The 26,194-nt window shown below is 49.1% G+C and carries 24 protein-coding genes; 17 read left to right on the forward strand and 7 right to left on the reverse strand.

The window, feature by feature from the left end; all coding sequences use genetic code 11:
* Positions 1–94: 94 nt before the first annotated feature.
* From BLQ16_RS07830 to dnaA, 6 genes are all read right to left on the reverse strand, one after another.
* Positions 95–376: a hypothetical protein gene (locus tag BLQ16_RS07830; protein ID WP_091792184.1), complete on the reverse strand. Its 282-nt coding sequence runs from the start codon at positions 374–376 to the stop codon at positions 95–97.
* A complete protein-coding gene (gyrA, locus tag BLQ16_RS07835; protein ID WP_091792185.1) occupies positions 376–2,805 on the reverse strand; it encodes a DNA gyrase subunit A in 2,430 nt (809 codons plus the stop codon). The genes BLQ16_RS07830 and gyrA overlap by 1 nt, the downstream gene beginning before the upstream one ends.
* Positions 2,806–2,834: 29 nt before the next feature.
* Positions 2,835–4,757, reverse strand: coding sequence for a DNA topoisomerase (ATP-hydrolyzing) subunit B (gene gyrB, locus BLQ16_RS07840; RefSeq protein ID WP_091792186.1), 1,923 nt, complete (start codon positions 4,755–4,757; stop codon positions 2,835–2,837).
* Positions 4,758–4,928: 171 nt separating this feature from the next.
* On the reverse strand, positions 4,929–6,035 hold the full coding sequence (recF, locus tag BLQ16_RS07845) for a DNA replication/repair protein RecF (RefSeq protein ID WP_159428047.1): 1,107 nt from the start codon (positions 6,033–6,035) through the stop codon (positions 4,929–4,931).
* Positions 6,036–6,049: 14 nt separating this feature from the next.
* Positions 6,050–7,162 (reverse strand): DNA polymerase III subunit beta, encoded by a 1,113-nt coding sequence (gene dnaN / locus BLQ16_RS07850; protein ID WP_091792188.1) that lies wholly within the window; start codon positions 7,160–7,162, stop codon positions 6,050–6,052.
* A 387-nt stretch (positions 7,163–7,549) separates the two neighbouring features.
* A complete protein-coding gene (gene dnaA, locus BLQ16_RS07860; protein WP_091792190.1) occupies positions 7,550–8,935 on the reverse strand; it encodes a chromosomal replication initiator protein DnaA in 1,386 nt (461 codons plus the stop codon).
* 629 nt (positions 8,936–9,564) lie between these two features.
* Here dnaA and rpmH point away from each other — a divergent pair.
* From rpmH to jag, 5 genes are all read left to right on the forward strand, one after another.
* Complete coding sequence (rpmH, locus tag BLQ16_RS07865; protein WP_091792191.1) at positions 9,565–9,699, forward strand: 50S ribosomal protein L34; 135 nt, start codon at positions 9,565–9,567, stop codon at positions 9,697–9,699.
* 83 nt (positions 9,700–9,782) lie between these two features.
* Positions 9,783–10,133: a ribonuclease P protein component gene (rnpA, locus tag BLQ16_RS07870; protein WP_242868978.1), complete on the forward strand. Its 351-nt coding sequence runs from the start codon at positions 9,783–9,785 to the stop codon at positions 10,131–10,133.
* Positions 10,117–10,353 carry a membrane protein insertion efficiency factor YidD gene (yidD, locus tag BLQ16_RS07875; RefSeq protein ID WP_091792192.1) on the forward strand — a complete coding sequence of 79 codons (237 nt, stop codon included), beginning with the start codon at positions 10,117–10,119 and terminating at the stop codon, positions 10,351–10,353. Before rnpA ends, yidD begins: the two co-directional genes overlap by 17 nt.
* Before the next feature lie 27 nt (positions 10,354–10,380).
* On the forward strand, positions 10,381–11,262 hold the full coding sequence (locus tag BLQ16_RS07880) for a membrane protein insertase YidC (RefSeq protein ID WP_091792193.1): 882 nt from the start codon (positions 10,381–10,383) through the stop codon (positions 11,260–11,262).
* Positions 11,263–11,289: 27 nt separating this feature from the next.
* Positions 11,290–12,036: an RNA-binding cell elongation regulator Jag/EloR gene (jag, locus tag BLQ16_RS07885; RefSeq protein ID WP_091792194.1), complete on the forward strand. Its 747-nt coding sequence runs from the start codon at positions 11,290–11,292 to the stop codon at positions 12,034–12,036.
* Positions 12,037–12,104: 68 nt separating this feature from the next.
* On the opposite strand, the gene BLQ16_RS07890 is transcribed toward jag, so the two are convergent.
* Positions 12,105–12,488 (reverse strand): helix-turn-helix domain-containing protein, encoded by a 384-nt coding sequence (locus BLQ16_RS07890; RefSeq protein WP_091792195.1) that lies wholly within the window; start codon positions 12,486–12,488, stop codon positions 12,105–12,107.
* A gap of 465 nt (positions 12,489–12,953) precedes the next feature.
* Here BLQ16_RS07890 and BLQ16_RS07900 point away from each other — a divergent pair, with 465 nt between their 5' ends.
* From BLQ16_RS07900 to BLQ16_RS07950, 12 genes are all read left to right on the forward strand, one after another.
* Entirely contained in the window at positions 12,954–14,222 is a 1,269-nt protein-coding gene (locus BLQ16_RS07900; protein WP_091792197.1) for a Glu/Leu/Phe/Val family dehydrogenase, read from the forward strand.
* A 712-nt stretch (positions 14,223–14,934) separates the two neighbouring features.
* Positions 14,935–15,684, forward strand: a complete 750-nt coding sequence (locus BLQ16_RS07905) for an ABC transporter ATP-binding protein (protein ID WP_091792198.1) — start codon at positions 14,935–14,937, stop codon at positions 15,682–15,684.
* Between the two features lie 27 nt (positions 15,685–15,711).
* Positions 15,712–16,818 carry an ABC transporter substrate-binding protein gene (locus BLQ16_RS07910; RefSeq protein WP_091792199.1) on the forward strand — a complete coding sequence of 369 codons (1,107 nt, stop codon included), beginning with the start codon at positions 15,712–15,714 and terminating at the stop codon, positions 16,816–16,818.
* A 72-nt stretch (positions 16,819–16,890) separates the two neighbouring features.
* Entirely contained in the window at positions 16,891–17,703 is an 813-nt protein-coding gene (locus tag BLQ16_RS07915) for an ABC transporter permease (protein ID WP_091792200.1), read from the forward strand.
* Between the two features lie 11 nt (positions 17,704–17,714).
* A complete protein-coding gene (locus BLQ16_RS07920; RefSeq protein ID WP_242868979.1) occupies positions 17,715–18,527 on the forward strand; it encodes an ABC transporter permease in 813 nt (270 codons plus the stop codon).
* Positions 18,503–19,276: an ABC transporter ATP-binding protein gene (locus BLQ16_RS07925; RefSeq protein WP_242868980.1), complete on the forward strand. Its 774-nt coding sequence runs from the start codon at positions 18,503–18,505 to the stop codon at positions 19,274–19,276. The genes BLQ16_RS07920 and BLQ16_RS07925 overlap by 25 nt, the downstream gene beginning before the upstream one ends.
* A gap of 21 nt (positions 19,277–19,297) precedes the next feature.
* A complete protein-coding gene (locus BLQ16_RS07930; RefSeq protein ID WP_091792201.1) occupies positions 19,298–19,867 on the forward strand; it encodes a hypothetical protein in 570 nt (189 codons plus the stop codon).
* The gene (locus tag BLQ16_RS09680) at positions 19,860–19,997 is read left to right on the forward strand and encodes a hypothetical protein (RefSeq protein ID WP_159428048.1); all 138 of its coding nucleotides are present in this window, start codon (positions 19,860–19,862) and stop codon (positions 19,995–19,997) included. Before BLQ16_RS07930 ends, BLQ16_RS09680 begins: the two co-directional genes overlap by 8 nt.
* 25 nt (positions 19,998–20,022) lie before the next feature.
* Entirely contained in the window at positions 20,023–21,093 is a 1,071-nt protein-coding gene (locus tag BLQ16_RS07935) for an ABC transporter substrate-binding protein (RefSeq protein ID WP_091792202.1), read from the forward strand.
* A 106-nt stretch (positions 21,094–21,199) separates the two neighbouring features.
* On the forward strand, positions 21,200–22,273 hold the full coding sequence (locus tag BLQ16_RS07940) for an ABC transporter substrate-binding protein (protein WP_091792203.1): 1,074 nt from the start codon (positions 21,200–21,202) through the stop codon (positions 22,271–22,273).
* A 95-nt stretch (positions 22,274–22,368) separates the two neighbouring features.
* Positions 22,369–23,124 carry an alpha/beta fold hydrolase gene (locus BLQ16_RS07945; RefSeq protein ID WP_091792204.1) on the forward strand — a complete coding sequence of 252 codons (756 nt, stop codon included), beginning with the start codon at positions 22,369–22,371 and terminating at the stop codon, positions 23,122–23,124.
* Positions 23,125–23,409: 285 nt separating this feature from the next.
* Positions 23,410–26,194, forward strand: a 2,785-nt coding sequence (locus BLQ16_RS07950; protein WP_091792205.1) for a leucine-rich repeat domain-containing protein, incomplete at its 3' end; no start/stop codon positions are given.

A 26,194-nucleotide genomic window follows, 5' to 3' on the forward strand; every position in this document is an offset into this window, starting at 1 on the left:
CTTTCACCCTTTCTCATATTTGTTTTGATTCTACCATAAGGCCGGCGTCGATACCATTAAAAAACGGAGACAGGGTCCCTGCCTCCGTTACCACTTAGACTTGCCCGTTTTCATACCGACGGGCCAGTTCATCAATATATATTTCGCAAAACTGCCGGTTGTGGAGTGTTTTCCGGCGGAAGAGGCTGATGGCCCCTTCCCGGTCGCCCCGGTCGATCAAGTCGCAAAGGTCTGCTTTTAATTGACCGGAAATCATCACCTGGTCAAAATGAACCTGGTGACGCTTTCGGTAACTGGTCTGCAGCCAGAGGAGGCCACTGGCTAAAAAAACCGCGCCGACAAGGATATAAAAGATATTCCAAAATTCGGCACCCATTAGGCTTCCTCTTCAATAATGCGGGCCATGCCGACCACTTCGTCGTCGCCTTCCAGATTCATCATGGTGACGCCCTGGGTGGCCCGGCCGGTCTGGGAAATATCGTTGACCGCAAAGCGAATCAGGGTCCCCTCCCGGCTGATGCTCATCACTTCTTCGCCGTCACGGACGACCAGGGCCTGGACCAAACGCTTGCCCCGCTTGCCGAGTTTGACGGTAAAGACCCCTTTACCGCCGCGTTTTTGCAGGCTGTACTCGGTCAGCTCGGTCCGTTTGCCGAAGCCTTTTTCGGTGATGACCAAGAGGCTGGCATCGTCTTGGACGATGTCCATGGTAATGACCCGGTCACTGCCTGTCAGGCGAATGCCCTTGACCCCGGCGGTGTAGCGACCTGTCGGCCGGACATCTTCTTCATTAAAGCGGATGGCGTAACCGCCCTCGGTGACGATGATCAGTTCATCTTCACCGGCGGTGAGTTTGACCGCCACCACTTCATCGTCTTCATCTAGACGAATGGCCAGAATCCCGTCCTTCCGGTTGGTTTCATAATCGGCTAAGGCGGTTTTCTTGACCATGCCTTTTTTGGTGACAGCGGTTAAAAAGCGGTCATCAAAATCGCGCAGGGCAATGACCGTGGCCACCGTTTCTCCCGGCTGCAGGTTCAGCAGGTTGATGATCGCCATCCCCTTACCGGTACGGCCGCTTTCCGGAATGTCAAAGGCCCGGAGGCGGAGGACCCGGCCGGTATTGGTGAAGAAGAGGAGCTGGTGGTGGGTGGTGGTGATGAAGATTTCCTCAATCCAGTCCTCTTCCTTCATTTTAGCGGACGATACGCCCCGGCCGCCCCGTTTTTGGCTCTTATAGGCGTCCATGGGCATCCGTTTGACATAGCCGTCATGGGAGAGGGTGATGACCATGTCCTCATCGGCAATCAAATCGAGAATGTTCATATCCTGGTCGTCAAAGGAAATTTCCGTCCGCCGGTCATCCCCGTATTTATCGGCGATTTCCGTCAGTTCTTCGGCGATGATCTGACGGACCAGGTTGATGTCTGCCAAAACGGACTTGTAATAGGCAATCCGTTCCCGTAATTCGGCCAGCTCTTCTTCTAACTTGGTCACGTTCAGTCCTTGCAGACGGCGCAGCTGCATCTCAATGACCGCCTGTGCCTGGCGGTCACTCAGGCCGAAGGCTTCGCCCAGGCGGGCCTTACTTTCCGCATCGTCATAGGAGGACCGGATAATCCGAATCACTTCGTCAATATTGTCCACGGCAATTTTCAAGCCCTCAACGATGTGGGCCCGTTCTTCCGCCTTGCGCAAATCGTACTTGGTGCGACGGATGATGATGTTTTCCTGGTGGTCCAGGTAGTAGGCAATCATCTGCCGCAAGTTCAGGATTTTCGGCTCGCCGCCCACCAGGGCCAGCATAATGACCCCAAAGTTGTCCTGCAACTGGGTGTGTTTAAAGAGCAGGTTGAGCATGACCCGCGGGTTCACGTCCCGGCGTAATTCAACCACAACCCGTAAACCGTTGCGGTCGCTCTCATCCCGCAGATCGGTAATCCCGTCCAGGACCTTATCCCGTGCCAGTTCGGCAATTTTTGTAATCAGGCGGGCCTTATTCACCTGGTAGGGGATTTCCGTCACCACAATCCGGTGCTTACCGCCGCTCATTTTTTCAATGGCGGTTCGGGCCCGGACGGTGATGCTGCCCCGCCCGGTTTGATAGGCGCTGCGAATGCCCTCGGTCCCCATGATGATGGCACCGGTTGGAAAATCCGGGCCCTTTACTTTTTGATAGAGGCTTTCATCAGAGACCTCCGGGTCTTCAATCATGGCCAGGACCGCATCGGTGATGTTGCGTAAATTATGGGGGGGAATGTTGGTCGCCATGCCCACGGCAATCCCGGAAGACCCGTTGACCAAAAGGTTAGGAAAGCGGGCCGGCAAGACCGTCGGTTCCTGCATGGTGTTGTCATAGTTTGGCGTGTAATCAACGGTTTCCTTGTCAATATCTCGCAGCATTTCCCGGGCCAGCCGGCTCATGCGCGCTTCCGTATACCGCATGGCCGCGGCCTGGTAGCCGTCAATATTCCCAAAGTTCCCCTGCCCGTCCACCAGGGGGTAGCGCATAGCAAAGGGCTGCTCCATCCGCACCATGGCATCGTAACAGGCCGAGTCCCCGTGTGGGTGCAGGTGCCCCAGCACATAGCCGACGATATTGGCGCTTTTGACGGTGGGTTTATCCGGTGTAAAGCCGGCCTTATGCATGCCGAAAAGAATGCGGCGATGAACCGGTTTCAACCCGTCTCGCACATCCGGTAGGGCACGTGATGTGATGACGCTCATGGAATATTCCAAAAAGGACGTTTTCATTTCTTCAACCAAATGAACGGGCCTAATGCTCCCATGGGTGTAATTTTCCAAAAAGCTTCCTCCTTTCACCTGTCACCGGTTTAGGTATCGATGTTTTTCACATATTTGGCATTGCTGGTGATGAATTCGCGGCGCGGGGCCACCTTTTCCCCCATCAGCATACTGAAGACGTCGTCGGCATTGGCGGCGTCTTCCAGGGCCACTTTTAAGAGGACCCGGTTTTCATTGTTCATGGTCGTATCCCATAATTGGTCTGCGTCCATTTCCCCCAGCCCCTTGTAGCGCTTCAGGTTTTTTTCTAAGTTCTCGGCGCCTTTTTCAAGCCGGTATTGGTCCAGCGATTCATCATTGTAAAGGTAGGTCAGTTTTTTACCTTCCTTGACGCTGTAGAGGGGGGGCTGGGCAATGTAGATATAGCCGGCATCGATTAAGGGGGTCATATACCGGTAAAAAAGCGTCAGCAAGAGGGTCCGGATATGGGCGCCGTCAACGTCCGCATCGGTCATGATGATAATCTTATGGTAGCGGGCCTTGGCTAAGTCAAACTGGTCGCCAATCCCGGTGCCGATGGCGGTAATCAGATTTTTGATTTCTTCGCTGTTTAAAATCCGGTCCAGGCGGGCCTTTTCAACGTTTAAAATTTTACCCCGCAGGGGCAAAATGGCTTGAAAGCGCCGGTCACGGCCATCTTGGGCCGACCCGCCGGCGGAATTCCCTTCGACGATGAAGAGCTCTGAAAAGGCCGGATCTTTCACCGAGCAGTCCACCAGTTTACCCGGCAGGGCGGTGGATTCCAAGGCGCTTTTACGGCGGGTCATGTCCCGGGCCTTACGCGCCGCCACCCGTGCCCTTTGGGCATCAATGGCCTTGCTGATGATGGTCTTGGCTTCAGAGGGATGCTCCTCTAAAAAGGTGGCAACCCCATTGCCCACAACCACATCCACCACGCCCCGGACTTCACTGTTGCCGAGTTTCGTTTTGGTCTGCCCTTCAAACTGCGGATCCGGCACCTGGACGCTGATGACCGCCGTCAAGCCTTCCCGGATATCATCCCCGGAAAGGTTGTCGTCCTTATCCTTGAGCAGGTTCATCCGCCGGGCATAGTCATTGACGGACCGGGTCAGGGCCGTTTTAAAGCCTATTTCATGGGTACCGCCTTCAATCGTGTGGATATTATTTGTGTAAGAATAAATATTTTCACTGTAGCTCTTGGTGTACTGCATGGAAATATCCACGATAACACCGTCGCGTTCGCCTTCAAACAAAATAACATCTTTTTGAATGGGCACCCGGTTCCGGTTCAACCAGGGCACATAGTCTGCCAGGCCACCGGGATTATAATACCGTTCCGTCCGCACCTCATCCGGGCGTTCATCGGTTAAGGTCAGGGTTAAGCCACCGTTTAAAAAGGATAATTCCTGCAGCCGGCGGGATAAAATATCAAAGTCGTAGACAATGCCTTCTTTAAAAATGTCAATATCCGGGTGGAACCAAATCGTTGTCCCCGTATGGTCGCACTGGCCCACCACTTCCAGTTCACTGGCTATTTTCCCGCGGGCAAACCGCTGCTCGTGGACCTTACCGTCCCGGCAAATCCGGACCCGCATGGCATCGGACAGGGCATTGACCACACTCATGCCGACCCCGTGCAAACCGCCGGAAACCTTGTAGCTGCCCTTGCCGAACTTACCGCCGGCGTGCAGGACCGTCATAACCACTTCCGAGGTCGGGCGGCCCATTTTCGGGTGAATGTCCACCGGAATGCCACGCCCTTCATCGCGAACTGTAATGGAATTATCCGTATGGATGGTGACCGTAATGGTCTTCCCATAGCCGGCCAAGGCCTCGTCAATAGAGTTATCGACAATTTCGTTCACCAAGTGATGTAAACCGGCGCTGCCCGTCGTCCCAATGTACATCCCGGGACGCTTGCGCACCGGGTCCAGTCCTTCTAAAACCTGAATTTCATTACCTGTGTAATCGCCTTCAAAAGGTTTTACCAAGGGGGCACCTCCTTCATAACAAAATAAAGGCGCTGCAAAATGCGCGCCGTCGTTCAGCCGAATTGGATGATTAAAACATATAAACAGCAAGGCATTTGATTGCCTCGCTATGGTCCTATTATAACAAAAACCCCCGTTATTTGCAAAAAATCCAGGCAAAAAACGAGGGTTTTATTGTTTTGGAATGATTTTTCCCTCTTTAATAGAAAAAACCTTTCCATTTTTAAATAAATCATATCTTAGATCCAAATGGGTACTGCTGATAAAGGTCTGAAGCCCTCGGCTGATGACCGATTCCAGCAGGAGACGTTGCCGGCTGGGATCCAGTTCGCTCAAGACGTCATCCAAGAGCAAAATCGGCCGTGACCCGCAGCTGTCTGTGATGACTGCCACTTCCGCCAATTTAAGCGCCAAAATGGCCGTTCGTTGTTGACCCTGACTGCCAAAGGCCCGCAGTTCTTCCTGGTGGGCGTAAAAGACCAAGTCATCTCGGTGGGGCCCCAGCCCGGTGCTGCCGGCCTGGATGTCCTCCTTTTGACGGTCGGTCAAGGCCTGTAAAAAAACCTCTTCCAGGTCTGCCGCCCCTTCATTTTTAATCCCGGCCCCTAGGGAAGACTGGTAGGTCAGGTTAAAGCCGCTTTGCTGGGCCATATACTCATGCACCTGCCGGGCCCGCGGCACCAGGCGACGTAAAAAAGCCAACCGCTCGGCCACCAAATAAGCACCGCTGTGGGCCAGTTTACGGTCCCAGACGGATAAATGGTCTGCCGGCGCCCGCCGGGCCCGGACATCTTTTAAGAGCTCATTGCGTTGGGCCAAGAGCCGCCGGTAGGTCCGGCGCTCCAGGTCGTAGGCCGGGCTGATCAAGCCCAGTTCCCGGTCTAAAAACCGGCGCCTTTCCTCCGGAGACCCCTTGATAATCGCCAAATCATCCGGCGTAAATAAGACCGCCAGCAAGCGGTCGGGCATATCCTGCAGCTGGCGGTAGGCCACGCCATTGAGCTGCCAGCGTTTGGCATGACCGTTAAAGGCCAGCTGGAGGGGCAGGCGACGGGCGCTGTTATCCGGCTGGATAAGGGCCTTCAGCCGCGCCGCCTGGGCCCCGTGTAAAATCAATTCTTTATCTTTGGCGGCCCGAAAGCCGTGTCCTGTGGATAGGGTGTAGAGGCTTTCAATTAAATTTGTTTTGCCCTGGCCATTGGCGCCGATGAGCAAGTTCAAAATCGGCGCAAAGGTCACATCTGCCTGCTGGTAATTGCGAAATTGAGCCAGCCACAACCTTTGAACCGCCATTAGCGGCGTAAAGGCAGCAAGAGATAGAGGTACTTGTCAGCCGCCTGCGGTTTTACCACACAAGGGCCCATAGACCCGTTAAAGGTCAGGTCCAAGTGGCTGTCTTCCATGGCCTTTAAGGCCTCAGAAAGGTAGCGGGCGTTAAAGGAAATATCCACCGTTTCCCCTTCCTGGTAGACCGGCAAATTTTCATCCACTTTCCCAAATTCGCTGGCGGTGGCAATGTGGAGGAGGTTGTTTTCAATGTGAAAGGTCACCACCAGGGTCCCGTCCTTTTCCCGGCTAAAGAGGCTGGCCCGGTCCAAGGCTTCTAACAAGGGCTTCCGTTCCAACTTCACATACGTTTGCCAGCCGCTGGGAATCACCTTGTCAAAAGGCGGGAAATCCCCCCGGATCCGCTGGGCCAAGAGGCGGACATTGGCCGTTTTAAAGAGCACCTGCCGGTCGGAAATTTCCATTTCAAAGGGATCTTCTTCAGCGGCCACAATCCGGGCCCACTCATTTAAGGCCCGGACCGGAATAATCAAGTCAAAATTGTCCCCGCTCTTATTGTTCAGCACCGTGATTTTTTTGGCCAGGCGGAAGCTGTCCGTTCCGACAATGGTCAATTCATGGCCGCGGATTTGAAACAAGAGCCCGGTAAAGACCGGCCGCACCTCGTCCGCATTGACGGTAAAGGCCGTATGACTGATTGCTTCGCAAAAATCTTTGGCGGCCATGGTCAGCTCTGCCGGGTCTTTTTCCGGCGCAAAACCGGGATATTCCCGTCCCGGCCAGCCGTACAAGTCGGCGGTGTTATCCCCATAGCTGATGGTCATGTGGTCTGACCCGTCTTGACTGGTATTTTTGAAAACAATCCGGCCTGCCGGCAGGCGGCGGACCAGGTCTGTAAAGCCCCGCCCCTGGACGATGGTTTCACCCGGTTCAATCACCTCAACCGGTAAGGTGACCTCCAGCCGGACTTCTAAATCGGAGGCGGTCATGGTCAATTGGCCGTCGGCGCAGACCAGGTGAATACCGGACAGGACAGCCATGGTGTTTTTGGCACTTAGGGCCCGTTGGACGATTTGCAGTGCATCTGTCAGATTTTCTTTTACAGCTGAAAAATGCATGTGACGCTCCCTTCTTCATCTTCAGGATAATCTTAGTAGTAGCAGTAGTAGGCAGGGTGGATATGTGGATAAGCGGGGAAAAGCCTCAGCAGACCCCCTTATTTGCCTGAGGATAAACCTATGGATAAGGGCCCCTTCTTGTCCACAGTATCCACTGAAAAAATTAAAATGGGGATAAGCGTCGCTTTTTCCACAACTTATCCCCAGAAAAGACCACAAGTGGGCAAGCGGCTCTGGCAAGCGAAAAAGACTTTTAAGTCAGGTAGCTTTTTATTTATCCACATAAGTGTGGATAAATATGTGGACAAGAAAGGGCTTAACCATGTGTTTTATTGATATTTTCCACTTTTTGTGTAAAAAATAAATAAAACATTCGTTTATCCACAACTATTCACCGCGCAAGACTTTTTTTAAATTATGGACGGTGGCCTTTACTGCCGGATCTTTTTTGATTTCCCCGTCTATTTTTTCAATGGCGTGAATCACGGTCGTGTGGTCTCTGCCACCAAAAATTTCCCCGATTTTTGGCAGGCTCATATCGGTTAAGTCACGACAGAGGTACATGGCCACCTGTCGCGGAAAAACAATGTTGCGATTTCGTTTTTTACCGATCAAGTCATCCAACCGGACCCCGTAAGTATCGCAAATCTGGGACTGAATGCTTTCCCCGGTGATGTTTTTTTCAGCACCGATTTCGACATATTGTTCCAAGAAATCTTTGGCCAGGTCCAAGGTTAGGGGGAGGTTGTTCATGGTGGCGTAGGAAGTGAGGGATAAGAGGGCCCCCTCGAGTTCCCGGATATTCGTTTCCATGTGTTCGGCCATAAAGGCGGTGATGTCATTGGAGACCTCTTTGTGGTCCATCTGGGCTTTTTTGCGCAAGATGGCAATCCGCGTTTCCAAATCAGGCGGCTGAATGTCTGTAATAAGCCCCCATTCAAACCGGGTGCGCAAACGCTCCTCTAATGTAGGAATTTCTTTCGGCGTCCGGTCTGAGGAAATGACAATCTGCTTATTTTTTTCATATAATTCATTGAAGGTATGGAAAAATTCTTCCTGGGTCCCTTCTTTTTTCGCTAAAAATTGAATGTCGTCGATTAAGAGCAAGTCTGCCTGCCGGTATTTATCCCGGAAGGTGTTGGGCCTGTTGTCGCGAATGGAATCGATCAGTTCATTGGTAAATTTTTCGCTGGACACATAGATAATATTCGCCTTTGGCTGGGCCTTAATAATATGGTGGGCAATGGCGTGCATTAAGTGGGTCTTGCCCAATCCGGACCCTCCGTAAATAAAGAGGGGATTGTAAACTTTTTTATCGTTTAAGTCCATGGCCATGCCTTCTGCAATGGCCAGACTGGCGGCGTGGGCAAATTGGTTGGACTTGCCCACCACGAAATTTTCAAAGGTATTTTGGGTATTGATCCGGTATTCCCCCATCAGGACCATGGGCGGTTCTTCCTGGAGGGCCGGCCGGGCCGCTTCGGCCACCTTTGGCAAATCAAGCTTGGCCAGGTCCTCTTCAAAGGGGATAATCTTTACCTTGACGTCATTTTCGCCACTTTCTTGGGCAATCAGCCGCTCTAAAGTCCGCAAATGGGCCGGCGGCATCATTTCCGCCTTCATGGCATCTCCGGCGGCTAAAATATAAGTGCCTTCATAGTAACCGGCGAGGGTCATATTTTTAAAAAAGGTATCATAAGTCGGCAGGTTCACTTCATTTTCTAAGCTGACCATGACCCCTTGCCAAATGCCTTGATAATGCTCCTTGGTCATATATCCTCCGTTCTTTTTAATGAATAGCTACAAAAGATCTTAAAAAAATAAGCTGGTCTCAGCAAACCGTCCATCGACGGTGTATATAAAAATATTTAAATGTTTTTATCCACAAGAGGTCGCCTTTGTGGATAAAGATAAAGGGTGAATGAGTTAATGATAGCAAAACAAATCTGACTTATCAACAGATGGACCGCGACCAAGGGAAAAATTTATATCAAGAAGTTAAATTAAAGGGGGAAAGGCCCCGTTAATATTAATAAAACGATATATAATGATAAAATATTTTCTCAAAACACAAAAAAATGGCTTAAAAGCCCGGTATAGATGAGAAAAGATAAGTCTTTCCACATTATCCACAAGTTGTTGATAAAGATAGAATCGCTTAATAAGGCCCATTAAAACATCTAAGTTATCCCCAATTTTAAATTTTATCCTGTGGATAATGTGGAAAAGTAGGGATAAGCGCTAGAATGAAAGCCTTACAGGCCCCTTTACTTTGGGGATAATTTGTTGAGAAAGGAAAAAACACCTTTAAAGGGGCATAAAATGCCGATTTATTCTTGACCGGCTATTTTAATTGACGTATAATATACGTCGTATGTAAAATTGGTCAGGAGGTGTCATGCATGAAACGTACCTATCAACCGAAAAGAAGAAAACACCAACGCGTTCATGGTTTTCGCAAACGCATGTTAACTAAAAACGGGCGCAACGTTTTAAAAAGAAGAAGAGCGAAAGGCAGAAAACGTCTCAGCGCGTAACTTCATACTTTGAAGGCCCGAAGTGGCCTTTTTTTTCACATTTAATTCAATAGCTTTGTCATTTATCCAAGAGAAGGGATATTGTGCTGCAAAAAGCCAATCGCTTACGGCATCCGGCAGCCTTTCAAGCCGTGTATAACCATAAAAAAAGTTTGGCCAACCGCCACCTGGTCTGCTACCTTCTGCCACGTGCTGACGGAGGAGCGACCCGGTTCGGGTTTTCAATATCCAAAAAAGTTGGCAAGGCGCACACCCGCAATCAATTAAAGCGTCGCCTGAGTGAAATAACCCGCCTGCACCTGGCGGACATTCGCTCCGGTTACGATGTGATCATCATCGTTCGTCGCCCTGCGGTGGCCCTTTCTTATGCAGCGCTGCAAAAGGCTTATTTAACCTTGTTAGGTAAGGGAGGACTCTATGACGCTCCCCGCTAAAGCGGTTTTATGGCTTATCGGATTATACCGACGCTACCTGTCTCCATTAAAACCCACGCCGACTTGTCGCTTTATTCCTACTTGTTCCCAATATGCCTATGAAGCCGTTGCGCGTTTCGGTTTGGTCCGCGGCGGACTTTTAGCCCTCTGGCGGATCTGTCGCTGCAACCCCTTTTGCCGCGGCGGCTATGATCCGGTGCCCACAAAATTCGGGAGGTGAATGCCTCATTTCTATTGAGGCCGGTCTTTGAACACATTAGTCCAATTTATGAAAAGCGCCATCGGCGTATTCTATGATTTTACCCAAGTTGTCGGATTTCCGAGTTATGCCCTGGCCATCGTCCTGATCGGGGTCGTGGTGCGGATTTTGCTCTTCCCCCTATCCTTAAAACAAATGAAATCCATGCTCGGCATGAGTGAAATTCAACCTGAACTGAAAGAAATTCAAGCCAAATACAGTGGCAACCGCGAAAAAATGAATGAAGAAATGCAGCGTCTGTACCAGGAATACGACGTCAACCCCATGGCAGGCTGCCTGCCCATCCTCATTCAAATGCCCATTTTGTATTCCTTGTTTCGGGCCTTGCGGACCTATAAGTTTACGGAAAATGATGCTTTTTTCTGGATCCAACACTTAAACGATAAGGACCCCTATTTTATACTGCCGGTCGTCCTGGCCATTGTCATGTTTTTACAACAACGCCTGGCCATGCCAAAGGGCAGCCCCATGGCCGATAACCCGTCCATGAAGGCCATGCTCTATGTCATGCCGGTCATGATGGGCTTTTTCGCCCTTCAGTTTCCCTCCGGTTTGTGCGTCTACTGGGTGACCACATCTGCCCTTATGATTTTCCAGCAAATCGTCATGAACAAACAGCGTAAAAAGGAACTGGAAAAACGTGCTGAAGAGCGGGCCAAACGCCAAGCTGAGCGGGAACAACGGGCCAAAGAAGAACGCTTAAAGGGGCAGAACCCCTCTAAGCGCAAGTCAAAAAAAGAATTAAAGGCCCTGCACAAAGCCAAAAAAGGGACCGGCTATAAAGCGCCGTCCAAATCCGGCGGCACAAAAGGTTTTGACCCGAACAATCCGAAAGCCGTCTACCGGCCGCCCGGAAAGAAGAAACATTAAGCTTAGTTGAGAAAGGAAGAGGCCCTTATGAAACGTCAACAATTCACCGGCAAAACAGTTGCCGCAGCTGTTGCCGTCGCCGCACAAGAACTTCATATTTCGGAAGCGGACCTGGATTATCAAGTTTTGGAAGAAGCCAGCAAAGGGTTTTTAGGGTTTGGCGCCAAAGATGCGCGCATTGAAGTCATCCTTCCGGAAACCGAGCCTGCCCCTCTTGCCTCCCCTGAAACCCCAGCCGATGACCGTCCCCAGGTGGCTCCACCGGCAGCCGCTGGCCCTGATGAGGCGGCTCTTGCCGCAAGTGAGGCCAGCCCATCAGCTGGTGAAACGGCTGAGGACATCGGGATTGCTTTTTTGGCGCCTATTTTTGACGCCTTGTCCGTCTCCCCCAGGGTGCAGATTGAAGAAGATGACGAGCAAATCACCTTTTCCATGTACGGCGATGAAGTCGGCATTTTAATCGGCCGCCGGGGCGATACCTTGAACGCCCTGCAATTTCTCCTGTCACTGGCAGTGAACCGCCGTTTGAACAGCCACAAACGCATCATTTTAGACTGTGAAAATTATCGGCAACGGCGGGCAGAAACCTTGCAGGCCCTGGCCCATCGAATGGCCGATAAAGCCCGCGAAACCGGCCGCCGGGTCAGCCTAGACCCGATGAACGCCGCAGAGCGGCGCATCGTCCACCTGGCCTTGGAAAATGAACCGCAGGTTAAGGCGGAAAGCTACGGCGAAGATCCCCATCGGAAAATCGTCATTTATCCGCAAGGCTAAAGCCAAATTTAATAAAAAATGACTCCGTTTAACCTTTCTCGTTAAACGGAGTCATTTTTTATTGGGCCTTACAGTTTAGATGGGTCAACCGGCTTCTTATCAGCCTCAGCTGAGGGCGCTTGCCCGCTCTGAGCCTGGGCCTTGACCCGTTCCAATTCGGTCTTTGCAATCAGGCGGACGGCTTCTTTGCCATAAGCATCGAGTTTTTTATAAAGGGAAATAATTTCTTCCTCTTCAATGGAATTTTTATTGGTATCGCCGGTGGCAAAAAAATCCAGGGTTACATTTAAATTATCCGCCAAGGCCTGTAGAATACCAATATCCACCTTGGTATTGTCACGCTTAATAATGCCGTAAATGGTCTGTGGGCTGATATTTGTTTCCTTAGCCAACTTGTTTACGTTCGTATCGCGATAGTCTATCAGTGACTTTAATTTTGTTCCGATGGACATATGGATCCCCCCTTAACAGGTCATCCCTACGAGAATAAATAATATCATCTATTAAATCCTTTTATTTAAATTATAATACCACAACCCTTGTAAAGATTCTACATTAAAAAATAAATTCCCATTAAAGCCAGCCTTTTCAGCTCCCTCGACGCTCTCTTAAAAATACGGTTTATTTTTGATGACTTACCGCCATTTTATAATAAATATTATAGAAGAAAAATGTTTATTTCATTTATCGCTTTCAACGATTTTTGAAACCGACCCCCTCTTTTATGGGCAAAAGAAGGGTTAAAAAGGCCCTTTATTACCTTTGAAATTAAAATCAGGGAACCATAAAAAATTTTATCAACAAAGTTGTCAAATAAAGGGGGAAAATGGCTATTTTCATTTTTCAAAATCTTTCCTTTGTGCTATACTGAACAAAGTAAGTGGTTTCCATCACTATCTTTATAGGAGGTTGCTAAATTGGCTACTGAAAATTTAAATCCTTTTGAGAGTGCGCAGGCAAAAGTAAAACACGCTTGCGATCAACTCGGCCTCGATGACAACGTCTATCAGATTCTTTCTGAACCGCAACGTGTTATCGAAGTTAACATCCCCGTACACATGGACGACGGTTCTTTAAAAATGTTTAAAGGCTGGCGCTCCCTGCACAACAGTGCTATCGGGCCGGGCAAAGGCGGCATCCGCTTCCATCCGGGCGTTAACTATGATGAAGTCCGTGCCTTGTCTATTTGGATGACCTTCAAATGCGGCATCATGGGCATTCCTTACGGCGGCGGTAAGGGCGGCGTCATTTGCGATCCCTTAACCCTTTCCGATAATGAATTGGAACAAATTTCCCGCGGTTTTGTGCGCGGTCTGCACAAATACCTCGGCGAAAAAATCGACGTTCCGGCTCCTGACGTAGGAACCAACGGTCAAATCATGAGCTGGATGATGGATGAATACATCAAATTAAATGGCGACCAAGCCACCTTGGGTGTCTTCACCGGTAAATCCGTCGCATGGGGCGGTTCTCAAGGCCGTAATGAAGCAACCGGCTTCGGGATTTATGTTATCGCCCGTGAAGCAGCTAAGAAAATCGGCATTGACATTGCCCACGCATCCGTTGCTGTTCAAGGCTTCGGTAACGTCGGTCGTTTCACCTGCAAAAACATGTTCCGTCAAGGAACCAAAGTTGTGGCTGTTTCTGAATGGGAACCCAAAAACGGCGCCTATGTCATCTACAATGAAAACGGCTTGAACTACGAAGAAATGGTTGACTACGTAGACAAAAACCACAACCTGCTCAACTTCCCGGGCTCCAAATCCTTAACCATGGATGAATTCTGGGCTCTTGATGTTGACATTTTGGTCCCGGCAGCTCTTGAAAACGCCATCACCGCAGAAGTGGCTGAAAAAATCAATGCTAAATTGGTTTGCGAAGCAGCCAATGGTCCGACCACCCCGGCCGCTGATGAAGTCCTCAATAAGAGAGGCATCGTCTTAACGCCTGACGTTCTGACCAATGCCGGCGGTGTTACCGTTTCTTACTTTGAATGGGTTCAGAACCTCTATGGTTACTACTGGACTGAAGCTGAAGCTGAAGCACGTCAAGAAGAAGCTATGGTTTCTGCCTTCAATGACATCTGGGCCATCCGTGAAGAACACAAGGTCACCGTTCGCGAAGCAGCTTACATGAACTCTGTTAAGAGAGTTGCTGACGTTATGAAATTACGCGGCTGGGTATAATCAACCAGCTGCCTTAAAAAAGAGCACCCCACAGGGGTGCTCTTTTTTTGTTTATAACAGAATGACACAGGAAAAAGCCGATCTTTAGGCCTGTTAATAAGTCTTAAAAAGTATTGACTTGGGTAAAAAAAACAGGCTAGGTTGCAAGTGTTTTTTGCAAGATACGGCATTTTTCTTTAAAAAATTGAAACACTTCATGGCAATAAAATGAACTGATAAGAATAAATATCTTTAAATGCTAGGTTTTTCTCCCAATAAATATATCCATACGAATAATTGTTTCCGCTAGAGGATATTTACGGAAAAAGTTATTGTGACGTTATAGGTAAGATTAAAAAAATCAAAATAGTAGCGGATAAAGCCTATTATATAATAAAAAATTTTTCAGCAAAGTTAGTAGTCTTTAAAGTATTAGGTTTAGAGGGTCTTTAAAAGCCAGACAATTGTATGCAATCGTTTATTATTTCAGAAAATTGTTATAAAGGCTTAATGATTTGTTAAAAACAATTGACATCAGGGCAGAGACAAATTAGAATTGAGAAAACAACGGTCATAAAATTTATTAATGTCACGATTAATTAACAAGCGAATAAGACTGGATCTTTTACAAGCGTCAGTTGATAAACGCCGGAGACATATCAGGCCATCAGGCCTGGGGTGACCGTTGGGAGAAACGAGTAAACTGCCCTTGGGGCGCGAAAGGAGAACGCCTATGCTCGACCAAAGGCGCGACAAAGTGGTCGTGCGCAATTTAACAAAATCTTTTGATGATTTGCTGGTGCTCAACGATATCAATTTTACAGTTAAGGAGGGAGAATTTCTCGTTATCGTTGGACCGACAGGTTGCGGGAAGACCACGTTTCTGAACTTACTATCAACGCTGTATACGCCCACAAAGGGGAGTATTCTGATTGATGGGGAACCGGCTGATCCGAAAAAGCACAACATCAGCTTTGTTTTCCAAGAGCCGTCTTGCCTGCCTTGGCGAACGGTGAAAGAAAATATTGCGTTCGGTATGGAAACGAAAAATTTCCCAAAAGACAAGATGGAAGAGCAGCTGCAAAAGGTTATGGAGCTGGTCGGGTTGACCCAGACACAAGACCTCTACCCGAATCAGATTTCTTCTTCCATGGAGCAGCGGGTAGCCATCGCACGGGCTTTTGCCGTTAATCCGGACTTGCTCTTAATGGATGAGCCCTATGGACAGTTGGACGTTAAATTGCGTTTTTACCTGGAAGATGAATTGGTGCGAATTTGGCAGGAATTTAAGAATACGGTTATTTTTATTACCCACAATGTTGAAGAAGCAGTCTACATTGCAGAACGAGTTTTAGTATTGACCAACAAGCCGACGACGATCAAGGAAGAAATTCCCATTGACCTACCGCGACCGCGCGACTATCTGGATAAAGATTTTGTGGCGCTGCGCGAACATGTTACCGAAGCAATCCGCTGGTGGTAGACCGGCGAGACCTAAGGAGGAAAACTTATGAAACGCAAATTATTGGCAATGGCACTTATAGCGGCTTTTTCAGTAGCAACTTTTGCAGGTTGCGGCGGCGGTGGCGGTGACACCAGTTCTGCTGCAGCAGGCGGTGGCGGCGGTGGCGATTTAAACTTCGGGTTTTTGAACCAGATCGACACCTGGCCCGCTTATTCAGCCATCCAGGACGGTACTGCTGAAAAATACGGTTTGAGCGGTTTGGACACGCAAAAGAATATGCAGTTGTTTGATTCGGGGATGCCCATGGTTGAAGCCATGATTTCAGGCGCTTGGCAAATCGGGGATGCCGGTTCCGTTCCGGTTTTGATGGCCGCTTTACGGTATGACGCTGAAGTGGTCGGGATTGCTTCCAATGAATCTCCGGCAAACGCCATTGTGGCCCGTGAAGACAACCCGGCCTTAAAGGTGACCAACCCGAAATTTGAAAACGCTAAAGGCGATGCTGCCAGCGTTAAGGGTAAAACCATTTTGGTGGCAACCGTTTCTTCCGCTCACTTTGTTGTTGACCAATGGCTGAAATCCATGGATTTGACAGACAAAGATGTTACCATTAAAAACCTGGAACAACCCCAGGCCATTAAAGCGTTTGAATCCGGCGAAGGCGATTTCTTAGCCCTCTGGAGCCCGGAACTTTACCAAGCTTACGGCAAGGGCTGGAAAGACGTAGCCACCGGTAAAGACGTTAACGCCAATACCCTGATGCTTTACTTTGCACCGAAAGATTGGGCAAAAGACAACAAAGACACCATCGCTCGTTTCTTGGCCATGACCTCTACTAAGGTTGAAGAATACAATAGCAAAGGCGAAGAACTGGTTCCTGATTTACAGAAATTCTTCCAAGATTTCGGCGCTATGAAATTTAGTGAAGAAGAAACCAAATTGGATATTGAACGCCATGAATTGTACACTGTGGATCAACAGCTTGAGTTGATTTCTTCTGGCGATGTAGAAAAATGGATGATTGACATCGGTGACTTCTTTGTTCGCCAAGGGAAATTCACAGAAGATGAATTGGCTCAATTGAAAGAAAAACACTTCAACATCACCGACGAATATCTGAAAGCAGCCAAAGACGTTAGCCCGTCTAAATAAAGATGACCGTGGCCTGCAACAGTGTGCTGCAGGCCACGATTTATTATTAATAAGTCGGTTAGGAGTGGAACTATGTCAACAAAAAACATCACACGACCGCAACGGAAACAGACCTTCTATACAGCCATTTCGGTGATTACCATCATCGCCTTCTTCTGCTTTTGGGAAGGGATCGTTCAGTTCGGTATTGTGTCCAAATTTTACTTGGCGTCGCCGACCCAAGTTATAGAGCTTTTTGTATCAAAATTAACCAATGAAGCGCCGGACGGAGCCCTGCTGATGACGCACGTTAAAGTCAGCCTTACAGAAGCCTTGACCGGGTACTTCCTGGCCCTTCTGGTTGGGATCCCCCTGGGCTTGGCCATGGGCTGGTTTTACACCTTTGACGGCCTGGTCAGACCGATTTTTGAATTGATTCGCCCGGTACCGTCACCGGCCTGGATTCCCCTGGTTATCATCTGGTTCGGGACCGGTTTGGTCAGTAAGGTCTTTATTATTTTTGTAGGCGCCCTGGTGCCTTGTGTTATCAACTCTTACTCAGGGGTGGCCCAGACCAACCCGACCTTTATCCGGATGGCCCGGACCTACGGCGCCAGCAACTGGGAAATTTTCACCAAGATTTGTGTCCCCTCTGCCCTGCCCATGGTGTTCGGCGGCTTGCAGGTGGCCCTGGCCTCTGCTTGGACCTGCTTGGTTGCAGCCGAATTGGTTGGTGCGGATGCAGGTTTGGGCTTCCTGATTCAGATGGGTCGCCGTCTCCTCATGCCGGATATGATCATCTTAGGGATGGTCATGGTGGCACTGACCGGGGTTGTGGTGACGATTGTTATCGCTTTTGTGGAGCGTGCGCTGGTTAAGGGCATGCGTCGCGGCGAAGATAGATAGGAGGGATTGCTTTGTCAACTCAAGTGAATACAGCCAAGAGCAATCCGCTCTTAAAAGCCTTGCGCAATAAGCGCGTTTTAAACGCCATCTCGATCATCGGTTTTCTGTTGATTTGGGACTTGGTCGTTGTCAGTGGCCTCCTGGCCATTATGCCCAGACCCCATGAAGTACTCTTCCGTTGGATAGAACTGATGCATGAACCCTACGCCGGTTATACAATGCCGATGCACGTGTGGATTTCTTTCCGCCGGGTCATCATCGCCTTCCTCCTGGCGGCTGCCATCGGGATCCCCACCGGGGTTATTATGGCCTTCAGCAAGTTCGCCCATGCCATTATTCGCCCGATTTTTGAATTCTTTAAACCCATGCCGCCGATCGCCTGGATTTCCTTGTCCATCTTATGGTTCGGCTTAGGCGAACCGTCTAAGATTTTCCTGATTTTCATCGGCTGCGTGGTCCCCTGTATCTTAAACTCTTACAATGGAATTCGCTTGGTGGATCCGGAATTGTACGATGCGGTCCGCAACTTAGGCGCCAATTACTGGCAGGAACAGACCCAGGTCACCTTCCCGGCCTCTTTACCGGCTATTTTTGCCGGCCTGCAAGTGGCCCTCTCCTCCGGCTGGACCTGCGTGGTCGCCGCAGAATTGGTCGGCGCCCGTGAAGGGATAGGATATTTAACATATGTTGGCATGCGTCAAGATGATATAGCTATGACCATCGGCGGGATTTTAACCATCTGCCTGGTCAGCTTCCTGTCTTCCTTGTTCTTAACTTATCTTGAAAGGTGGTTGTGCCCGTGGAAACGCAACATCGACGAGTAGAAAATGCGGAAAAGGTCATCACCTGTACGGATATTTCAAAAGACTACGGCAGCAAAAAAGTGCTGTCACCGATGGATTTTGAGGTTTATAAAAACGAGTTTGTGGTCATTTTAGGGCCGGGGCAGGCAGGGAAAACAACGCTTTTCCGTTTGATCGCCGGCTTTGAAGGCCCCACGACCGGTAAGGTCGTCGTGGGTGGTGAAGAAGTTAGAGGCCCGGGGACCCAGGTGGGTTATGTCTTTCAGCGCTACATGCTCTTCCCCTGGCAGACGGTTATGGGCAATGTGTCCATGGGACCCAAGCTGCGCGGGATTAAAAAAGAAGAGCGGATGGCCAAGGCGCAAAAATACATTGACCTGGTTGGCCTGACCGGCTTTGAAAAGAGCTACCCCCACCAGCTTTCCGGTGGGATGAAACAGCGCGTGGGCATTGCCCGGGCTTATGTTAACGAACCGGAATTGCTCCTTTTAGACGAGCCCTTCGGCCAATTGGACGCCCAGACCCGGATCCTAATGGAACAGGAAATTGAGCGGGTTTGGCAGGCGGAAAAACGGACCATCCTTTTCGTAACGTCAAACATTGACGAAGCCATTTACCTGGCGGACCGGATTATCATTTTGGACGGGAAACTGCCCAGCCATCTGGCGGCCACCTTTACCATTGACCTGCCGCGGCCGCGGGACCTCTTGAGCCAAGAATTTTTACGCCTGCGGAAAGAAATTTCCGACAGCATGAGTTTAGTTTTATAAAATAATGAGGAGGTTTTTAAAATGAAAAAATTCTTATTTTTTTCAATGGCTATTATGGTAGGGCTGTATATTTCAATCCCTGCTGTAGCATCAGAATATGTAGATGTACAAAAAATCGAAGAAAGCCAAGATAATAGCATGAATTTAGAATTGACAAATGAAGAAGCTATTGAAGAAGGAGATATAACTGAAATTAATTCATACTTGGAGAATGAAGAAATCGTATTGAGAGATGTTCTGAAATTAGACGAAACATTTTCCAATACGAAATTTTATAGAAGCAGAACCTATACGGCTTTATATAATAAAACGAATCCAGGTGATTATCAAAATGTATTTATAGCTAATACAGGAAATAATGGATTCGGAGCTAGGGTTTTAAATGATCGAGGAAGAGTAGTTTTTAATAAATGGGTTGAACCGGGATCACATGCGTTATTTAAAATAACAAGACAAACTGTTTTAAATTATGGTACAGAATATGAAACGCGTCCTGGATTACCACCTTTAAAAGTCATGAGATTTTATTTGGTTGCAGATGGATATGGTAGTAATATTGCTGGACGAGCTAGGATCAAATTATATGAATAACTTGACGGATTTAACTGGCGGCAATTGGTTGGTACTGGCAACGGCCCTCGCCTTAGTGCTCGCTTTTATCGTTTTTAGACGCGGGATCTTTCTTTTGGCGGAATGGTTCTTACGCCGGCACGGTGGCTGATTGTCAGAATTTAAAGGAGTCGTGTATGAAAAAATTATCTTCTCTTTTAGCGCTCATTTTAGCCGTTACCTTTACGGTAACGGCTTGTGGCGTATCTCAAGATACGTCTGCGCCTGCTTTATCAAGTGAAGCGGCTAAGACCCTGCCCTTAAAAGTGGCAACCTTAGCACAAATTGATGCCTGGCCGCTGATTGATAGCGTTCAAGAAGGCAAGGCAGAGAAATACGGGCTTTCCATTGGCGATAAAGATATTTTGACCTTTGATTCGGGCATGGAAGCCGTGGAGGGCATTCCGGCCAAGGCTATTACCGTGGCGGATGTCGGCCAATTGCCGGCGGTCATGGCGGCCACCCGTTACCAGGCCAAGATTGTGGGCATTGCCGCTGAAGAAAGCGCTGCCAATGCCATCTTAGCCCGGACCGATTCACCGGTTTTCAATGAAGGAAATGCGGCAGATGCCGTGCGCGGGTCGACCGTTTTGGTCACCTCCGTCTCTTCTGCCCACCAGCTTTTAGGGGCCTGGCTTGAAGAAATGGGCTTGAAAGAAGCGGACATTACCGTCCGCACCGTTGAACAGCAGACCGCCATTTCCGCCTTTGAAGCAGGCGACGGCGACTTCCTGGTCCTCTGGTCACCGGCCTTGTACCGGGGCTTGGACAAGGGCTTTAAAGTGGTGAAAACCGCTGCCGATTTAAACCTGCCCTCTTACATGTTCTACCTGGTGCCCAAGGACCTTTCCGCTGATGAAAGTGAAGCCGTTGCCCGGATGCTGGCCATGGTTGACAGCCGTGTTGACCAGTATCAAGCCGGCGGCGCCGATACGGAAAAAAGCATTGCCGCCTTCTTTAAGAGCTATGCCGGGATGGACATTTCTTTAGCCGATGTCAAAGAAGAATTGACCCGCCACCGTATCTTCCACATTGACGAACAGCTGGAGCTCTTTGACAATGGCTCGGTTGAGAAAGCCTTAACGGCCGCTGCCGACCAACAGCTGGCTGAAGAAAAACTGAAAGCCGATGAAGTGGACGCCGCCAAGGCTGCCCATTTCTACATCGACAAGAGTTTCCTCGAAGCCGCTAAAACCTATGCCAAATAAAAAATAGTTACACGAGATAAAGGCGAGGCCGTTGCGCCGTAAAAGGAACGGTAGCTGCGCACCTCAAAAGACGGGGTGCGCATTTTTTACAGAAAGGAGTTTTATTATGTTGCGAAAGATCCTTGCAGCAACCTTATCGCTTGCCTTGTTGGTAGGCTTATCGGCATGTGGGGCCACAGACAACGCCAGCTCATCCGGAGCCGGTCAAAGCGCCGGCGGGTTGACGGTGGCAACCTTGAACCAGTTGGACGCCTGGCCGGCCTACGCTGCCATGAAAGATGATGTTGCGGATAAGTACGGAATTTCTTATGAAATGAAGCTGTACAAGGCCGGCTTCCAGCTGGTGGAAGATTCCGCCTTGGAAAAATGGCAGATTGGCGATGTCGGCGCAGTGCCGGCGCTTCTGGGGGTGCTCAACCGCCACTTGAGCGTTGTGGGGATTGCAGCCGATGAAAGCGACGCCAACGCCCTGATGGTCAAGGCCAAGAGCCCCCTCTTAAAAGAGGAAAGCAACGGGGTCCTGGGCTCGGCAGATGCCGTCCGCGGTAAAGCCATCTATACCACCCAGGCCTCCAGCGCCCACCGGCTCGTGGCCGCATATTTGAAAAAGCTGGACCTGACCGAAGCAGATGTTAACCTGCAGTACGCTTCCCAGGCCGACTGCCTGGCCGCCTTGGGCGACGGCAGAGCAGACATCGTCTCCCTCTGGGCACCCAACACCTATGAAGCGGAAGAAATCGCCGGCGGCGCAAAAACCCTGGCCAAGGGCAGTGACCTCGGCGTGACCAACTACATGGTTTATGTGGTGGACAGCGCCTGGGCCAAGAACAATAAAGATGCCATTGCCCGCTTCCTGGCCACCGTTGGCCATGAAGCCGGCGCCTTTGAAGAGGTCAAAGATGCAGACCTGGTTTCCTTCTTTAAAGACTACGCCAAGGCTGATTTAGACGAAAAACGCATTGCCGACGAACGCAAGTCCCACCAACTCTTTACCGTAGAAGAGCAGTTGGCCTTGATGAGCGATGGCGACCTGCAAAAAAGCCTGGACGATGTGGCCACCTTCTTCCTGCAGATCAACCGTTTTGCCGATTCCAATTACGGGCAATTGACGAAAATGAACTTCGGCATTACCGATGAATACTTGAAAGCCGCTCAAAAATTGGAAGAAAAAGCCAGCTGACCTGCTAAAAAGACACGCCGTGTGACGCATTTGCACGGCGTGTCTTTATATGCTGAACCCGGCTGTCCCGTCGGACCGGCCGGAAAGGAGACAGGATGCAAAAACCGAAAATCCTCTTGATCCACGGCTGGCTCCACAGCCGGGCCCGGTATGGGCCCCTGGCCGACGCCTTGGCCGATAGCTACAGGGTGTCCCTGGCCAGCCTGCCCGGCTATGACGATAAGGCCTATGTCCGTGCCGGCGGCGGCCACCTGAACCTTTACGCCCGTCACTTGGCCAAGACCATCGCCGCCGAAGCGCCGGCGGTGGCCGTCGGCTTTTCCATGGGCGGGCAAATTCTCCTCCGGGCCTTGACCCGGTATCCGCTGGCCCTGCCATGGGCGGTCTTTTCCAATGTGCCCTACCCGGCCCTGACCTTCGGGCAACTGCTGGCCCGGAGGCGGCGGCTCCTGCGCCTGGGCCTGCGCCTGGCGCAGACCGCGCCGGAGGCCCTGGCCAAGCCGGTTGTCAACCGCTGTGCCGCCTACACCGTCTACCGGCCGGACTGCATTGATGACCTCTTTTACCGAGATGTCTGTGGCGTCAACGCCGCCGTGGCCGCCCGGTCCGCCCGGGAAATGGCCAAGGGCATGCCCCGGGTCAAGCCCCTGGCCGCCACCGCCAGTCTGGTGACCACTTGCAGCCATGACCGGCTGGCCCCGCCGGCAGCGGCCCGGTGCTTGGCAGGAGACCTCCGGGCGCCCCTGGTGAATTTCCCGGCAGCCGGGCATACGGTGGTTTTAGAAGCCCTGGAAGACTATGCCGCCTTCTTGCGCCTTTTGGCCGGCCACCTTCCGGATCCAAGCTCTTAAACTTGCGGCGCCGCCAGGGGCAGGCGGCAAAAAAGCGCCCCTTAAAGGGCCGCCTCACCGGGGCCCCAGCCCCTTAACATTTCATCGCCGGCCAGGCCTTTTCCCGGCCGGCGATTTTTTTGTCCCTTTTTTATTAATTTTCCCATAAATTCAAGAAAAATAAGGCAAATATCACCCGTTTGGGTGTTGTCAACTTCTTTCTTAGGACTTATAATCTAAATAAGTATAGGTATTGGCAGGAAGCCTGACCGCTTTCAAAATGACCCGGGTTGAGGAGGAAAACTTATGAAAAAGAGACTGGGAACCGGCATCACCCTATTCGTGGCCCTGATCTTTGTCTTGATTAACCTGCCCGCAAGTCCTGCATGGGCGGGGAATGTTGCTATTGATGAGACCAACTTTCCGGATGACTATTTTAGATATTATGTTAGTAGAATAGCAGATGCTGATAGTGACGATAAATTAAGTGATCCGGAAATTGCAGCCGTAACAGCGATAGACGTTAGTTTAAGCAACGTTAAAGATTTAACAGGAATCGAATATTTTACAGCACTTCGAAGACTTGATTGTGATCGTAATCAACTAACAAGTCTGGACGTAAGTAAGAACTCGGCACTTCACACACTTGTTTGTTATGAAAACCAACTAAAAAGTCTGAATATAAGTAACAACCCGGCACTTAAAACACTTAAGTGTTATGATAACCAACTAACAAGCCTGGACGTAAGTAACCGCCCGGCACTTGAATATCTTGATTGTGATAAGAATCAGCTGACAAAGCTGGACGTAAGTAACAACCCGGCACTTGTGAACCTTTCTTGTGATGGAAATCAACTGACAAACCTGGACGTAAGTAGCAACCCGGCACTTAAAGTACTTACTTGTGAAAATAATCAACTGACAAACCTGGACGTAAGTAACAACCCGGCACTTGAAACACTTTTTTGTTATGAAAATCAACTAACAAGTTTGGACACAAGTAAGAACCCGGCACTTAAAAGTCTTTATTGTTGGGAAAATCAACTGACAAACCTGGACGGAATTAACAACCCGGCACTTGAAACACTTTTTTGTCGGAAAAATCAACTAACAAGTCTGGACGCAAGTAACTACCCGGCACTTAAATATCTTGAGTGTCAAGAAAACAAACTGACAAGTCTGGACGTAAGTAAAAACTCAGCACTTGTGAACCTTGTTTGTTATAAAAATCAACTAACAGGTTTGGATATAAGTAAAAACCCGGCACTTGAATATCTTGATTGTGATAAAAATCAACTAACAAGTCTGGACGTAAGTAAGAACCCGGCACTTGATGAACTTGAGTGTGATAACAATCAATTAACAAGTCTGGACGTAAGTAAAAACCCGGCACTTAAATATCTTGATTGTAATAACAATCAACTAACAAGTCTGGACCTAAGCAACAACCCGGCACTTCAAAAGCTTTATTGTTGGAAAAATCAACTGACAAGTCTGGACGTAAGCAACAACCCGGCACTTGAATATCTTTCTTGTTTTAGTAATCAACTGACAAACCTGGACGTAAGCAACAAGCCGGCACTTAAAGAACTTGAGTGTGGTTCTAATCAACTGACAAACCTGGACGTAAGCAACAAGCCGGCACTTAAAGAACTTGAGTGTTATAACAATCAACTAACAAGTCTGGACGTAAGCAACAGCCCGGCACTTAAATATCTTGAGTGTCAAAATAACAAACTGACAAAGCTGGACGTAAGTAAAAACTCGGCACTTAAAGAACTTCATTGTTATAGTAATCACCTAACAAGTTTGAACCTGGTAAATAACACGGAAATAAATGATTTTTTCGGTAAAAATCAAACGTATGATGTTAAAGTAAAAACAAGTGATATGAAAATCCCTTATGCAGATTTTCCGGATACTTTTGACATCACGAAAGCAACAAATATAGCAAGAGCTGATTCAAATTTTATAGTTGACGCCTCAAAACCAAGTACAGTGACATATGATTATGCTACGGGTCTAACCGGAGAAAAGATTAGTGTAACTTTAAATATTACCTATGTATACACAGTAACATTTAATACAAATAGCGGAAGTGCGGTAAGTGCACAAACAATAACAGCAGGTGGACATGTAACAAAACCGGCAGACCCGACAAAAGCCGGTTACACATTCGCAGGCTGGTATAAAGACGCAGGACTGACAACAGCATTTGACTTTGCAACAGAAACAATAAATGCAGATACAACAATATATGCAAAATGGACTCAAAACGTACCACCAACACCAGTAACTTATACATTAACAGCAAGTGTAGACGGCGGACACGGAAGCGTAAGTCCAACATCAAAGACAGTAAATAAAGATGAAAGAGTTACTTTAACATTTGCTCCAGATACTGGCTATGAAATAGATACAGTTACAGTTAATGGCACAGCAGTAGGAGTTATGAGCAATGTTTTAGATATCACTATGAACGAGAATAAAACAGTCATAGTAAAATTTAAAGCAGTAGGAACTCCACCAATAGGCATACCAGTTACAATCACCTTCGACAAAAACGGTGGTACCGGCAGCATGGCAAATGTTACCGTCAATAAAGGCGAGGCCTATAAGTTGCCCATATGTGCCTTTACCGCCCCTAATGGCAAGAAATTTAAAGCCTGGGAAGTCAACGGCACTGAAAAGAACGTGGGCGACAGCATCAAGGTGAATGCCAACACGACGGTAAAAGCCATCTGGAAAGAGGCCGGCCAGCCAAGTAAACCGCATGGGGGTGGGGTGTCCAGCTCAACCGGTACAGTCACTGAGCCAAAAGAGCCGCAGAAGCCCGATGAAGAAAAACCGGCAATTGACGGCTCCTCTGCCGCCTATTTAGCCGGCTATCCTGACGGCAGCATCAGACCTGATGGCGTCATCACCAGGGCGGAAAGTGCCAAAATCATCGCCCTCTTAAAAGAAATGGATGTTTCCAACACCGAAAAACCGGCCTTTGGCGACGTGGCCTCCGGTTGGTACAATCCTTATATTAACGCAGTGGTTCGGGCGGGATTAATGAAGGGCTACCTTGACGGCACATTTAAGCCGA

The sequence above is a fragment of the Peptococcus niger genome (genome assembly GCF_900101835.1).
Taxonomy (GTDB): Bacteria; Bacillota; Peptococcia; order Peptococcales; family Peptococcaceae; genus Peptococcus; species Peptococcus niger.